Genomic DNA, 12861 nt, shown 5'->3' with positions numbered 1-12861 from the left:
AAATACGCGAAAATACAAGGCTTTCTTGCTCGACCAGCCAATGTTTGGCCCTGGCGGGCTGTCCCCGGCGTTTTGTCTTCATACAGGGCGCCGGACATCCTTAGGAGTGCATTGCATGCGCCATTATGAAATTGTTTTTATCGTTCACCCAGACCAAAGCGAGCAAGTGCCCGCGATGGTTGAGCGCTATCAAGCGTTGGTGACGACTCAGGGCGGTAAAGTTCACCGCACAGAAGACTGGGGTCGTCGTCAACTGGCTTACCCAATTCAAAAACTCGTGAAAGCGCATTACTTGTGCTTCAACATTGAGTGCGGTCAAGCAACGCTCGACGAACTCGAACATTCTTTCCGTTACAACGATGCCGTGTTGCGTCACCTTGTCATCAAGACTAAAGCTGCTCAAACTGAGCCTTCAATCATGATGAAGCAGGTCGAGCGTGATGAGGCGCGTAAGGCATCAGCTGAGTCGATGTCCGACGACGTTGAGTAATCCGGATTTGTTGTGAATCGGCTTGAAGTGCAGGGTCAGGTCGTAGAGCTTTCTCCCTTAAGGTACACACCATCTGGGGTTCCAGTTCTCGAATTCTTACTCTCACATGAATCCGAAGTGATCGAAGCAGGCCAGCCTCGTCGCATTACCCTCAGTATTACGGTAGTTGCGATGGCAGACTTAGCACAGATGACTAGCACAATAAGTTTAGGGCGCTCAGTAAACGTTCAAGGATTTCTGGCACCGGTTAGAAAAGATTCTCAAAAATTTAGGCTGCATGCGCAGCGCATCGAACAAATTTGAATAGGGCATATCATGGCTTTCTTCGGTAAACGTAAAGAAAAAAAGAAGTTCACCCAACAAAATCCGCTTTTCAAGCGTCGTAAGTTTTGTCGCTTCAGCGCCGCCGGTGTTGATGAGATCGATTACAAAGATCTCGACACACTGCGTGATTTCATTCAAGAGAATGGCAAGATTATTCCTGCTCGCCTGACTGGTACCAAGGCGATTTATCAGCGTCAACTCGACTCAGCAATCAAGCGTGCGCGCTTCTTGGCTCTGTTGCCGTTCACTGACAACCACAACTGATCCCGAGGCCTACTATGCAAATCATTCTTCTCGAAAAAGTCGTTAACGTAGGGAATCTCGGTGAAGTCGTGCGCGTGCGTGATGGTTACGCCCGTAACTTCCTGATTCCTCAGAAAAAAGCACGTCGTGCGACCGAGACCGCTCTTAAAGAGTTCGAGCTCCGTCGCGCTGAGCTCGAAAAAGCCCAGGCTGAAAAACTGGTTGCCGCCCAAGCACTTGGCCAGCGTATGGAAAGCTTCTCACTCAGCATTACACAAAAAGCTGGTGTGGATGGCCGTCTGTTTGGTTCTGTCACCAACATGGATATCGCGGCTGGTTTGGTTACTGCCGGTTTTGCTGGCATCGAAAAAGCACAAGTGCGTTTGCCTGAAGGTCCCTTGAAGACGGTCGGCGAATTCCCTGTGCAAGTTTCACTGCATCCTGATGTGGTGAGCAGCATTACAGTAGTCGTGGTTGGCGATCTCGTTTAAGTTAGCGCTCAACGCATCAAAAAGCCGGCTCGAGCCGGCTTTTTGATTTTTAATCCAACGTGATGCTCAACTCTGACTCTTCGTTTCAGCGCGCGCTTACCCAATGGCTTGCAGAGCATGCTTCTGAGCCTTCGTCAGTGCACTTTGTCGATATTGAAGGGCACCGCTGCGTTGTTAAATTGCGAAGGCCTCAGTTCGCGGACAAGTTGGTGTACGGGATGCACTATGCGCGGGCGTCGTTATTGTCCTGTATGTGTTGGCTCGCTTTGGGAGAGCGCCCGCGAGTTAGTGTGCTCATGCGGACAACGCTTAGTGATGAGGCGCGAAAGCTTGAGTTTTTATCTAGACATGGGTGGCGAGTACCCAATGTTTGGAGGCATATGTCTGATGTTTTGGTGCTCGAGTATGTGGGCCAAGACTTGCCTTATCTCATCCGGATTGACACGCCCGCCGCCCGCTTAATCTGGATGGATCGTGCAGCGCGGGATTTAGCTGCGTTTCATCGTGCGGGTTTTGTGCATGGTGGAGCGCAACTCCGAAACCTGATGTGCGAAGGGGATGTTTTGACAAGGATCGACTTCGAGGAAAACATAGGCGAAGCCTTATCCCGACCTTTGGGGCAGGCCTATGACGTGTATCAGATGGTTTCCTCAATGGCTGGGCTTAGAGGCAAGCAGTTTGGCATGACTGAGCGTCAAGACTTATCCCTGCGCCTCCTTCAGGCTTACCTTGTCGCGAACCCCGACCCATCAGTCAAAGAAGCGTTACAGAGAATCGCCTCGACCATGGGTTGTATTCAAAAATATCTTGGGTGGTTACTAAAGTGTCTTCCTGGCCGAGATGTCAGAGGATTCTTGTACGTCACCGATGCCTTACGGTTATCATTACCAGATGAATAATGCACCCGATCCTCAGCTGGAGTACCTGCGCGTTCCCCCTCACTCGGTCGAGGCGGAACAGTCGGTATTAGGTGGTCTTTTGCTCGATAACGCCGCCTGGGAACGTATCACGGACGTCGTGAACGAAGAGGATTTCTATCGGTTTGATCATCGATTGATTTGGCATCATATCGCCAGATTAATTAACTTATCGCGTGCTGCGGACGTAGTGACGGTTCACGAGTCGATTGCAAGCGTTGGTAAGTCCGAAGAGGTTGGTGGCTTAGCCTATTTAAACGCGCTCGCGCACAACACCCCCTCTGCTGCAAACATCCGTCGTTACGCTGAGATCGTGCGCGAACGATCCATGCTGCGCAAGCTAGTGAGCGTCGCGGATGAGATTGCCGCAGCAGCCTTCAATCCGCAGGGTAAAGAGGCGCGGCAACTGCTCGATGAGGCAGAGTCGAAAGTTTTTAAGATTGCGCAAGAGGGCGCCAAAGCCACGACAGGGTTTCGTGAGATCCAGCCCTTGCTGTCCGAGGTCGTAGAGCGGATCGACGAGCTGTATCACCGTGAGGGCGATACTGACGTCACAGGTGTACCGACAGGCTTCACGGACCTAGATCGCATGACCTCTGGGCTACAGGGTGGTGATCTCGTCATTGTGGCAGGTCGTCCTTCAATGGGTAAGACTTCGCTTGCGATGAACATCGCGGAACACGTGGCTATCGAGCATGGCTTACCTGTGGCGGTATTCTCGATGGAAATGGGTGCGGTACAGCTCGCGATGCGGATGTTGGGCTCGGTCGGTATGCTTGATCAGCATCGGATGCGAACCGGGAAGCTGCTTGCAGATGACTGGCCTCGTGTGACCCATGCCGTTCAGCGTATGCAGGATGCGCAGCTCTATATTGACGAAACGCCGGCACTGAGTTCGGTAGAAGTGCGCGCACGTGCACGTCGCTTGGCGCGTCAGTGCGGTCGCTTAGGGCTGATCGTCATCGATTACTTGCAGTTGATGGGGGCAAGCTCAGCGGGAGAAAACCGTGCAACAGAAATCTCGGAAATCAGTCGCTCGCTTAAAGCCTTGGGTAAAGAGCTCGATTGTCCCGTGATTGCACTTTCGCAGTTGAACCGCAGTCTCGAACAACGTCCTAACAAGCGTCCCGTCATGAGTGACTTGCGCGAATCAGGTGCAATTGAGCAGGATGCTGACTTGATTTTGTTTATTTATCGCGATGAGGTCTATAACCCAGACTCACCCGATAAGGGGACAGCAGAAATCATTGTGGGTAAACAGCGTAATGGTCCAATCGGTACCGTTCGTTTAACCTTCCAGGGTTCAAGTACACGCTTTTTGAACTTTGCTGGTGGGTCTTCTCAATCGGGTTACTAGCTCGGCAAGAACGTGTCGATTAGTTCAAGCTTGCCATTTCTGTTGGCACTGCGGCAACTTGCTTAGACTGAATCATTTGCTTGATTTTGACTGCGTCGCCAATGCGGGTGCCTTTGCCCTCAGCATTGAGCAGCACAATCGCCGTATCACGATTGTTGATACGCGCCACCATTACTAAACACTGACCCGCTTCATTGATGAAACCAGTCTTGGATACTTTGATATCCCAGCTAGGATTCGTGACAAGCATATTGGTGTTGCGGAATAGAGTAGGGTGGCCAGCCGAGCGAACCTCGTGCTGGTGGTCAGTCGTATAAAAGCGGATTGCAGGTCGAGAAGCGGAGGCCTGCAACAACTTGACTAGGTCGCGTGGCGTAGAGACGTTAGCGCTCGACAAGCCAGTCGGTTCCACAAAGGTTGACTGCGCCATACCCAGTTCGCGCGCCTTCGCATTCATGGCATTCACGAAGGCGGTCATACCGCCTGGGTAAGTACGTCCCAGTGCGTGCGCAGCACGGTTCTCTGACGACATCAGCGCTAAATGCATAAGGTCGCCACGCGTGTGTTTTGCACCAACAGCTAAGCGTGACCGGCTGTGTTTGACAACATCGACGTCAGCTTGCGTGATTTGAATCACTTCACTCATCGGGAGTTTCGCATCGACGATGATGACGGCGGTCATCAACTTTGTGATGGACGCGATAGGGCGCACGACTTGCTCATTGCGCGAATACAGCACAGCTTTGCTGTTTAAGTCTTGGACAAAGACCACGTTCGAGCGCAAACCACCTGCGGCAGCTACCACGCCTGCTGCCGTTCCCGCCGCACTCTTTCCATGGTTTGCTGCAGGGACAACGGCTTTGGCGCCTGCTGGGGCCTTTGCATTTTTAGGTGCGACCGCGCGATTCCCTTGTGGAGCTCCTGCGGGGGCGGCTTTTCTGTCGGCAGTTGACTTTGGTGCAGAGTTTTTAGTTGATTTCGCTGTTTGTTGCTTTTTCTTTGTAGAGTTAGTGCTCTTAGGTTTTGCTGCTTGGGTAGACGAGGTGCTGCTTGTCGTAGTTTGTTGCGCTTTTGCGCAGACCGGAGAGGCGGCAAGTCCCAAGCAGACCAAGCTTGAAATCCATGCTTTTTGTAAGGGTAAAGCGAGCTTCAAACGCATTCCCAGCGCCTCATCAAGTATAAAAACCAGTCAAATTATATACTTAGAGAGGTTATTTAACCTAAGATTTTATGTAAAGACGCTGATTATAGGGTTTGTACCTAGTTTATCTCGGGGTCTTATGCGTGGGTAAGAGCAAGCGCAAGATCGAACGCGGTGCGCAAAGACGATGGGTCAGCCACCCCTTGACCGGCGATATCAAACGCTGTCCCGTGGTCCACACTCGTGCGTACAAACGGCAGACCAACGGTTACGTTAACGCCTTGATCCAAGCCAAGATACTTAATCGGTATGAGACCCTGGTCGTGATACTGAGCCACACAAATATCAAACTCACCTTGGCGTGCGCGCATGAAGACGGTGTCGCCTGGCCACGGCCCAGTGGCATCGATGCCTTGGGCACGTGCCAGCGCGATCGCAGGAGCGATGATGTCGAGATCCTCATTGCCAAACTTGCGCTGTTCGCCCGCGTGCGGGTTAAGACCTGCAACCGCCACACGCGGTGCGGGTATGCCCAGCGCCATGCATGCTCGATGTGCAAGCTCAATGGTGCGCCGTTCAAGTTCAATCGTGAGCGTGCGAGGTACTGCGGCTAACGCAATGTGTATGGTCGCGAGGATCACGCGTAACTGATCGTTGACGAGCATCATTGCAACATGCTCAGTACCTGATTGCTCAGCAAGTATTTCTGTATGCCCAGGGAAATCAATGCCCGCAGCATGCATCGATTCTTTGTTCAGCGGAGCAGTCACGATCGCGCGCACATGCTTTTGCATGGCATCGTCGATTGCCATACGCAAGGCTTCAACGGCAGCCGCTCCAGCGCGTGCGTCCACACGCCCTAGAGGTAGATTCTCCGGAAGTGCGGGCTTTGTTGGACGCACATATAGGTAACCTGGCTGAGGTCGCTGCGGAACGCTTTGTGGTGTGTCGACTGTGATGCATTGCATCGGCAAGCCGAGCATCTTCGCAGCGCGCTCGAGCGCACCGACATCACCATACACGACGCATGCAGCAGCTAAACCTTGCGCATGAAGTTTCACAATAATCTCTGGCCCGATGCCCGCGGCATCCCCGACCGTCAGCGCAACCGGTAACGACATTTACAGTACTTCCCCGGCGTAGTCTGCTAGCCGTGAACGCTCGCCGCGTTGCAGCGTGACACTGCCGGCATGAGGCCAGCCTTTGAAGCGATCGACCACAAATGTCAGTCCGGAGCTGCCCTCGGTCAAGTAGGGTGTATCGATCTGCGCAATATTCCCCAAACAAATCACCTTTGTGCCTGGGCCTGCTCGTGTAATGAGCGTCTTCATTTGTTTGGGCGTTAAATTTTGTGCCTCATCGATGATGAGGTACTTGTTTAAAAATGTACGACCACGCATGAAGTTTAGGGATTTTATTTTGATCTTTGAACGGATTAAATCCAAGGTGGCTGTGCGTCCCCATTCGTTGCCACCACCGTCAGCGTCGCCCATGTTCAGGACTTCGAGGTTGTCCTCCAGTGCGCCCATCCATGGTTGCATTTTTTCTTCCTCGGTGCCTGGCAAGAAACCAATATCCTCACCCACCGGAACTGTCACCCGGGTCATGATGATCTCGCTGTAGCGCTTGGTCTCCAGCACCTGAGCCAGACCTGCTGCAAGTGTCATCAGCGTTTTTCCAGTTCCAGCTTGACCGAGCAGAGAAACGAAATCGCACTCTGGATTCATCAGCAGGTTCATTGCAAAATTTTGTTCGCGGTTCCGTGCAGTCACACCCCAAACATTATTCTTGCCGTGGGTGAAGTCACGCAGCGTCGCAAGTACCGCCGTTTTTCCGTTGACTTCGCGCACTTGCGCATATAAAGGCATGGAGCCTTCAAAGTACACAAACTGATTCACCATGAACTGATTGCATAGTGGGCCGTTGATCCGATAGAAGGTCGTGCCACCTTGTTGCCAGGATTCGACGCCTTTGCCGTGTTTATTCCAGAAGTTCTCTGGCAATTCCAGCATGCCCGTGTAGAGCAGGTCCGAGTCCTCTAGGACCTGATCATTAAAATAGTCTTCCGCCGACATCGATAGCGCACGCGCCTTAAGTCGCATGTTGATATCTTTCGACACCAGCACGACTTCGCGAGTGGGATGCTTGTCTTGCAATGCACGCACAACACCGAGAATTTGGTTGTCGGCCTTACCCATCGGGAGATCTGGCGGAAGCGTGCTAGCCATTGCCGTCGTTTGGAAAAACAAGCGTCCAACGGCGTCTTTGTGCCCTAAACCACTCAGAGGGAGACCTTCATCGAGTTGCCGGTGCTCGGACACCAGCGTGTCTAGTGAGCGGCTAACTTGGCGCGCGTTGCGCGCCACCTCCGACATGCCTTTCTTTTGATGATCAAGTTCTTCGAGCGTCATCATGGGCAAGAAGACGTCGTGCTCCTCGAAACGGAACAGAGAGGAGGGGTCGTGAAGCAGAACGTTCGTATCAAGCACAAATAACTTACGTACGCCCGAGTCCGCTTTGGTGGTTCGGCGTGCTGGAGTGCGGGGTGCGGGCGATTTTTTTGTGGTCTGAGCTTTGCTTGGTGCGATCACAGGAGATTGCGCCGGGGTTGTCGCTGAGGGTAGTTTGAATGAACTACTTTGGTCTATTGTGCCCTCATTTTGCAGGACATCGCGCGCCTCTAGCGCTGGGGCACGAGATCCTGTTTTGATTGCTGGGGCGGGTGTGCCTTTCGCGGTCTGTGTAAGTGGCGGTAAGAGATCGGGTTCAGTATCGTTTAGGTCAAGTATGGCGGCAGGGCGTGTGGGCAGCTTGGGCAACGGCATACGAGACAATCTCCTGGAGTTACAACGATCGAAAAAATTAGGTAAGACTACTAGCGGCTTGCAACACCTCTTGGGCGTGCCCTGGCACTTTTACACCTCGCCATGCTTGCACGAGTTTGCCACGGGCGTCGATCAAGAAAGTACTGCGTTCAATGCCACGTACCTGTTTCCCATACATTTGTTTCAATTTGATGACACCGTAGGTGTTGCAGACCACTTCGTCCGTGTCAGCGATCAGCGGAAAAGGAAGTTCGAGTTTCTTACTGAAATTTTCGTGAGACTTCAGTGAGTCGCGCGAAACCCCAATCACGACGCAAGTTTGTGCCAGAAATTGATCGTGCAAATCACGGAAATTTTCAGTTTCGGTCGTGCAGCCGGGCGTGTTGTCTTTAGGATAAAAATAAAGCACGACGCCGCGGCCAACGCATTGTTTGAGTGTGATTTCACCGAAAGTGCTCAGTGCCGTGAAGGCGGGGGCGGCTTTGCCGATGAGTACCGTCGTCATGTTGAAGATGCTCCTTAAATGGTGTTCTCTGGCAGTAGGGCAGCAATCACTTGGCGGCCCTCTGCCATGAGAATGTTGTAGGTGCGGGCAGCCGCTTGCGTGCTCATGCATTCCACCCCCACGCCAGCCTGCAAAAGTGGCAGCAGGATAGTGTGCGAGAGCATGCATTGACGATTGCCCGTTCCGACCAGCAGTACTTCAGGGCGGATCCCTTCGAGGCGCAGCCCATTGGATTCTGTAGCATCTAGAAACGCCATAGGGTCAAGAGGGGCAATCCTAAGCTTTGCGGCCTGGAGCAGAAGGTCGGTCGTAATGTCAGTGGCAGCAGCAGCCTGCCAGTGTTCTACGGCGCCCAGGGGGCCAAAAGCGATCGCGTGGTTAAAGCGCGTCTGGTTGATTTCGACAAAGCCGTCCCCGTATCCCGTGACGGTGTTCAGTGCCGAATTAGTATCAGTGTGAAGCTTCAAGCAAGACTCCGGCAAGTTCAGTTGATCATAGCGCAATCGTTCGCCCAATGCGATGACAAACGGGCGGCTGCTCCCCTAGGGAAAATAGGGAATTTTGCAGGATTTAGTCGCTGATTTGCCCGGTGGCCCACGATGCGCTAGATTATGGGGTTTTGCTGCACTGCAAATAAAGCCTGCCAAGGCTAGATGACCGAGGATTGAGGATGAAGAAGTTTCCGCGCATTGAACGGCTGCCACCTTATGTTTTCAACATCACCGCCGAGCTCAAGATGGCCGCTCGCCGGCGTGGGGAAGATATCATCGATATGTCGATGGGCAACCCAGATGGTGCGACGCCCGCACACATCGTTGAAAAGCTCGTGGAGGCCTCCGAGCGTCCCACGACGCACGGTTACTCCGTCTCCAAAGGAATTCCGCGTCTGCGTAAAGCGATTTCAGACTGGTATCAACGCCGTTATCAAGTAGACATTGATCCCGATTCAGAGGCGATTGTCACGATCGGCTCGAAAGAAGGTTTGGCGCATTTGATGTTGGCCACACTTGACTCGGGTGACACAGTCCTTGTACCTAATCCGAGTTATCCGATTCATATATACGGGGCTGTGATTGCGGGCGCGAATATCCGTTCGGTCCGTATGACGCCTGGCGTCGATTTTTTCGAGGAACTCGAGCGCGCAGTACGCGAGTCAATCCCTAAACCGAAAATGATGATTTTGGGTTTTCCTAGTAACCCCACTGCGCAGTGCGTGGATCTATCTTTCTTTGAGCGCGTAATTAAGCTTGCACGAGAGCACGACATTATTGTGGTGCATGATCTGGCTTATGCGGATATCTGTTTCGATGGATATCAAGCACCGTCTATTATGCAAGTCGAAGGCGCTCGTGAGGTTGCCGTTGAGTTTTTTACGATGAGTAAAAGCTACAACATGGCGGGTTGGCGCGTTGGCTTCATGGTGGGTAACGCCGACTTAGTCAGTGCGTTGGCACGCATCAAAAGCTACCACGACTATGGCATGTTCACCCCGATTCAAGTTGCCTCGATCGCTGCGCTAGATGGCCCCCAGGATTGTGTGCAAGAAGTTGTCCAGAAATATCAGAGTCGCCGCGATGTATTGGTGAAAGGTTTGCATGAAGCAGGTTGGATGGTTGAGAATCCTAAGGCTTCGATGTATATCTGGGCACATATCCCAGAGCCTTATCGTGCCAAGGGTTCGCTAGAGTTCGCTAAACGTATCCTGGAGGAAGCGAAGGTCGCCGTCTCTCCCGGCATTGGTTTTGGTGACTATGGTGATGAGTACGTACGGTTTGCATTAATTGAAAACGAGCAGCGCACCCGACAAGCGGTGCGAGGCATCAAAGAAATGTTTCGCAAGGATGGATTACTGTAATGGACTCGATTAAGGTTGGCCTACTTGGGCTAGGTGTTGTGGGTGGCGGAACATGGAAAGTACTTCGGCGTAATGCGCAGGAGATTGCACGCCGTGCGGGCCAGACCATTGAGGTAACACGTATTGCCGTGCGTGACGTTGAGAAGGCGCGTGCGCTGGTGGGTTCTGCCATTCAGGTTGACGCAGATCCTTTTGGTTTAGTTCGTGATCCGTCTATTGATATTGTTGTGGAGCTCATGGGTGGTGACACCCTGGCACGAGAATTAGTGCTTGAAGCGATTGCACAGGGCAAGCATGTGGTGACCGCTAATAAGGCGTTGCTCGCCAAGCACGGTACCGAGATCTTTGCCGCCGCATCGGCCAAGGGAGTCGTGGTTGCCTTTGAGGCAGCGGTGGCTGGTGGCATCCCAATCATCAAAGCGATAAGGGAAGGCCTCACTGCCAATCGTATCGAGTGGGTGGCTGGTATCATCAATGGCACGACAAACTTCATCTTGTCTGAAATGCGTTCGCGCGGCTTGCCATTTGCAACAGTGTTGGCTGAAGCACAGAAGCTTGGTTATGCCGAGGCCGACCCAACCTTCGATATCGAAGGGGTTGATGCCGCGCACAAGTTAACGCTCTTGGCATCGTTGGCTTTTGGTATTCCGGTTCAGTTCGATCGTGCCTACATCGAAGGTATTTCGAAACTATCGGCGGACGACATCAAGTTGGCAGAACGTTTAGGGTACCGAATCAAGTTGCTGGGAATTACGAAGCGACGGGCCGAAGGAGTCGAGTTGCGCGTGCATCCGGCGCTCGTGCCAGCCAAGTCAATGCTAGCTAACGTCGAGGGCGCGATGAACGCCGTGTTAGTGCGCGGCGACGCTGTTGGCCAAACGCTCTATTACGGCAAGGGAGCCGGTGAGGAGCCCACTGCGTCTGCCGTGGTAGCAGATCTCGTCGATGTCACGCGTTTACTGACTGCCGACCCTGAACACCGTGTTCCGCATTTGGCTTTCCAGCCTGATGCCATGTCAGACATACCGATTCTGTCGATTGAGGATGTGATCACTTCCTACTACTTGCGTCTGACCGTTGCCGATCAGCCCGGTGTATTGGCTGATATCGCGCGCGTTTTCGCCAATAGTGGCATTTCGATTGGTTCGATGATTCAGCAGCCCTCAGACTTGGACGCAAGTGCCGATCTCGTCTTCTTAACGCATGAAGCTGTCGAGCGCGATGTTAATGCTGCGATCGCGCAGATTGAGGCTTTACCTTTTGTGCGCTCGAGCGTGACGCGCTTACGTATGGAAAGCCTGTCATGAAGTATGTTTCGACCCGCGGCGGTATGGCGTTGCAAGGTTTCTCTGATATCTTGCTCGAGGGCCTAGCACCGGATGGTGGCCTAGCCATTCCGCAGGAGTGTCCGCAGGTGTCTGCCGCCATGCTCGAGTCTTGGCGTGCCTTGCCCTATCACGCGTTGGCGGCTGAGGTGCTCGGTCTGTTTGCGTCTGATATCGAGCGCGCGGACCTCCAGGCGATGACCCGAGCCGCTTACTGCAAAGAGGCATTTAAAACAGAGGCGATTGTTCCGCTCAAACCGTTGGGTAATGGCTTGTCGCTGCTGTGTGTATCTGAGGGGCCGACGTTGGCCTTCAAAGACATGGCGATGCAATTTTTAGGCCAAGTCTTTCCCTATGTCTTGCGCAAACGCAACACGACTCTGAACATCTTAGGGGCAACCTCGGGCGATACGGGTTCCGCCGCCGAATATGCAATGCGTGGCAAGGATGCTGTAGCGGTCTTTATGCTTTCACCGCATGGACGCATGAGCGCGTTTCAGCGCGCGCAAATGTATTCCTTGCAGGATGCGAATATTCACAACATCGCTGTAAAAGGCGTCTTTGATGAGGCGCAAGATGTTGTGAAAGCCTTGGCGAGCGACTTGCCCTTCAAGGCTCGCTATCGTCTGGGTGCGGTGAACTCCATTAACTGGGCGCGTATCGCTGCGCAGGTCGTGTATTACTTTCACGGATGGTTACGTGCCACCACGGGCTCTGGACAAGAAGTCTCCTTTAGCGTGCCATCCGGAAACTTTGGAAACATTCTCGCGGGGCATATCGCGCGCATGATGGGTTTGCCAATCCGCAGATTGGTGTTGGCGACCAATGAAAACAATGTGCTCGAAGAGTTTTTCCGCACGGGTATTTACCGTCCTCGCGCTGCGGCACAAACCTACGCGACCTCGAGTCCTTCGATGGATATTTCACGTGCGTCTAACTTCGAGCGCTTCGTGTTTGATCTTGTCGGTCGGGACCCTGTGCGGGTGGCGGGATTATGGCGCGAACTATCGGGGAATGGGCACTTTGATTTGTCTGCTTATTTGCCAGAATTTGAGCGCAAGTATGGATTTGTCGCGGGCTACAGTACCCACCAAGATCGCCTCAATACGATACGTGCCGTTCAAGAAAAAGACGGAGTACTGATTGATCCGCACACGGCAGACGGCGTAAAGGTCGCTGCCCAGTACGTTGAGCCGGGCATCCCGATGCTTGTTTTGGAGACCGCCTTGCCGGCTAAATTCTCTGAGGTTATTCAGCAAGCGCTTGGCGTTCCTGCACCTGTACCTGTCGGACTAGAGAACTTAGAGTCTTTGCCCCAAAAAGTAACCGTCTTGCCCTGCGATGTTGCAAGTGTGCGTGCCTATATCACTGAACACGCGAGCGTCTAA

Annotated in this window: 14 protein-coding genes; 9 read left to right on the top strand and 5 right to left on the bottom strand. The window is 53.0% G+C overall.

Annotated features, from left to right (window positions below):
• Window positions 1-115: 115 nt before the first annotated feature.
• From rpsF to KZZ10_RS08470, 6 genes are all read left to right on the top strand, one after another.
• A complete protein-coding gene (gene rpsF, locus KZZ10_RS08495) occupies window positions 116-490 on the top strand; it encodes a 30S ribosomal protein S6 (protein ID WP_259661092.1) in 375 nt (124 codons plus the stop codon).
• A 12-nt stretch (window positions 491-502) separates the two neighbouring features.
• Entirely contained in the window at window positions 503-793 is a 291-nt protein-coding gene (priB, locus tag KZZ10_RS08490; protein WP_259661091.1) for a primosomal replication protein N, read from the top strand.
• A gap of 12 nt (window positions 794-805) precedes the next feature.
• A complete protein-coding gene (gene rpsR, locus KZZ10_RS08485) occupies window positions 806-1078 on the top strand; it encodes a 30S ribosomal protein S18 (RefSeq protein WP_259661090.1) in 273 nt (90 codons plus the stop codon).
• A 14-nt stretch (window positions 1079-1092) separates the two neighbouring features.
• Window positions 1093-1548, top strand: coding sequence for a 50S ribosomal protein L9 (gene rplI / locus KZZ10_RS08480; RefSeq protein ID WP_259661089.1), 456 nt, complete (start codon window positions 1093-1095; stop codon window positions 1546-1548).
• Window positions 1549-1610: 62 nt separating this feature from the next.
• The gene (locus KZZ10_RS08475) at window positions 1611-2447 is read left to right on the top strand and encodes an RIO1 family regulatory kinase/ATPase domain-containing protein (RefSeq protein ID WP_311133549.1); all 837 of its coding nucleotides are present in this window, start codon (window positions 1611-1613) and stop codon (window positions 2445-2447) included.
• The gene (locus KZZ10_RS08470) at window positions 2440-3822 is read left to right on the top strand and encodes a replicative DNA helicase (protein ID WP_259661088.1); all 1383 of its coding nucleotides are present in this window, start codon (window positions 2440-2442) and stop codon (window positions 3820-3822) included. The genes KZZ10_RS08475 and KZZ10_RS08470 overlap by 8 nt, the downstream gene beginning before the upstream one ends.
• Before the next feature lie 19 nt (window positions 3823-3841).
• Here KZZ10_RS08470 and KZZ10_RS08465 read toward each other — a convergent pair whose 3' ends face one another.
• The 5 genes from KZZ10_RS08465 to KZZ10_RS08445 all read right to left on the bottom strand — a co-directional run bounded on the left by KZZ10_RS08465 (window position 3842) and on the right by KZZ10_RS08445 (window position 8760).
• Complete coding sequence (locus KZZ10_RS08465) at window positions 3842-4981, bottom strand: serine hydrolase (protein WP_259661087.1); 1140 nt, start codon at window positions 4979-4981, stop codon at window positions 3842-3844.
• Window positions 4982-5100: 119 nt separating this feature from the next.
• The gene (gene pdxA / locus KZZ10_RS08460; protein WP_259661086.1) at window positions 5101-6084 is read right to left on the bottom strand and encodes a 4-hydroxythreonine-4-phosphate dehydrogenase PdxA; all 984 of its coding nucleotides are present in this window, start codon (window positions 6082-6084) and stop codon (window positions 5101-5103) included.
• Entirely contained in the window at window positions 6085-7788 is a 1704-nt protein-coding gene (locus tag KZZ10_RS08455; protein WP_259661085.1) for a PhoH family protein, read from the bottom strand. It abuts the gene before it with no gap.
• Between the two features lie 37 nt (window positions 7789-7825).
• On the bottom strand, window positions 7826-8293 hold the full coding sequence (locus KZZ10_RS08450) for a peroxiredoxin (RefSeq protein ID WP_259661084.1): 468 nt from the start codon (window positions 8291-8293) through the stop codon (window positions 7826-7828).
• 14 nt (window positions 8294-8307) lie between these two features.
• Window positions 8308-8760 (bottom strand): Mth938-like domain-containing protein, encoded by a 453-nt coding sequence (locus tag KZZ10_RS08445; protein ID WP_259661083.1) that lies wholly within the window; start codon window positions 8758-8760, stop codon window positions 8308-8310.
• A gap of 203 nt (window positions 8761-8963) precedes the next feature.
• On the opposite strand from KZZ10_RS08445, the gene alaC reads away from it, so the two are divergent.
• Genes alaC through thrC form a run of 3 tightly spaced genes read left to right on the top strand, consistent with a single transcriptional unit; the run spans window position 8964 to window position 12861 of the window.
• Entirely contained in the window at window positions 8964-10148 is a 1185-nt protein-coding gene (gene alaC, locus KZZ10_RS08440; protein WP_259661082.1) for an alanine transaminase, read from the top strand.
• Window positions 10148-11455: a homoserine dehydrogenase gene (locus tag KZZ10_RS08435; protein WP_259661081.1), complete on the top strand. Its 1308-nt coding sequence runs from the start codon at window positions 10148-10150 to the stop codon at window positions 11453-11455. The genes alaC and KZZ10_RS08435 overlap by 1 nt, the downstream gene beginning before the upstream one ends.
• Window positions 11452-12861, top strand: coding sequence for a threonine synthase (gene thrC, locus KZZ10_RS08430; protein ID WP_259661080.1), 1410 nt, complete (start codon window positions 11452-11454; stop codon window positions 12859-12861). The genes KZZ10_RS08435 and thrC overlap by 4 nt, the downstream gene beginning before the upstream one ends.

This window comes from Zwartia hollandica (genome assembly GCF_019923725.1).
In the GTDB taxonomy this organism is placed as follows: Bacteria; Pseudomonadota; Gammaproteobacteria; order Burkholderiales; family Burkholderiaceae_B; genus Zwartia; species Zwartia hollandica.
The sequence above is the reverse complement of the archived record's forward strand: the minus strand, read 5'-3'. Positions and strand labels throughout refer to the sequence as shown.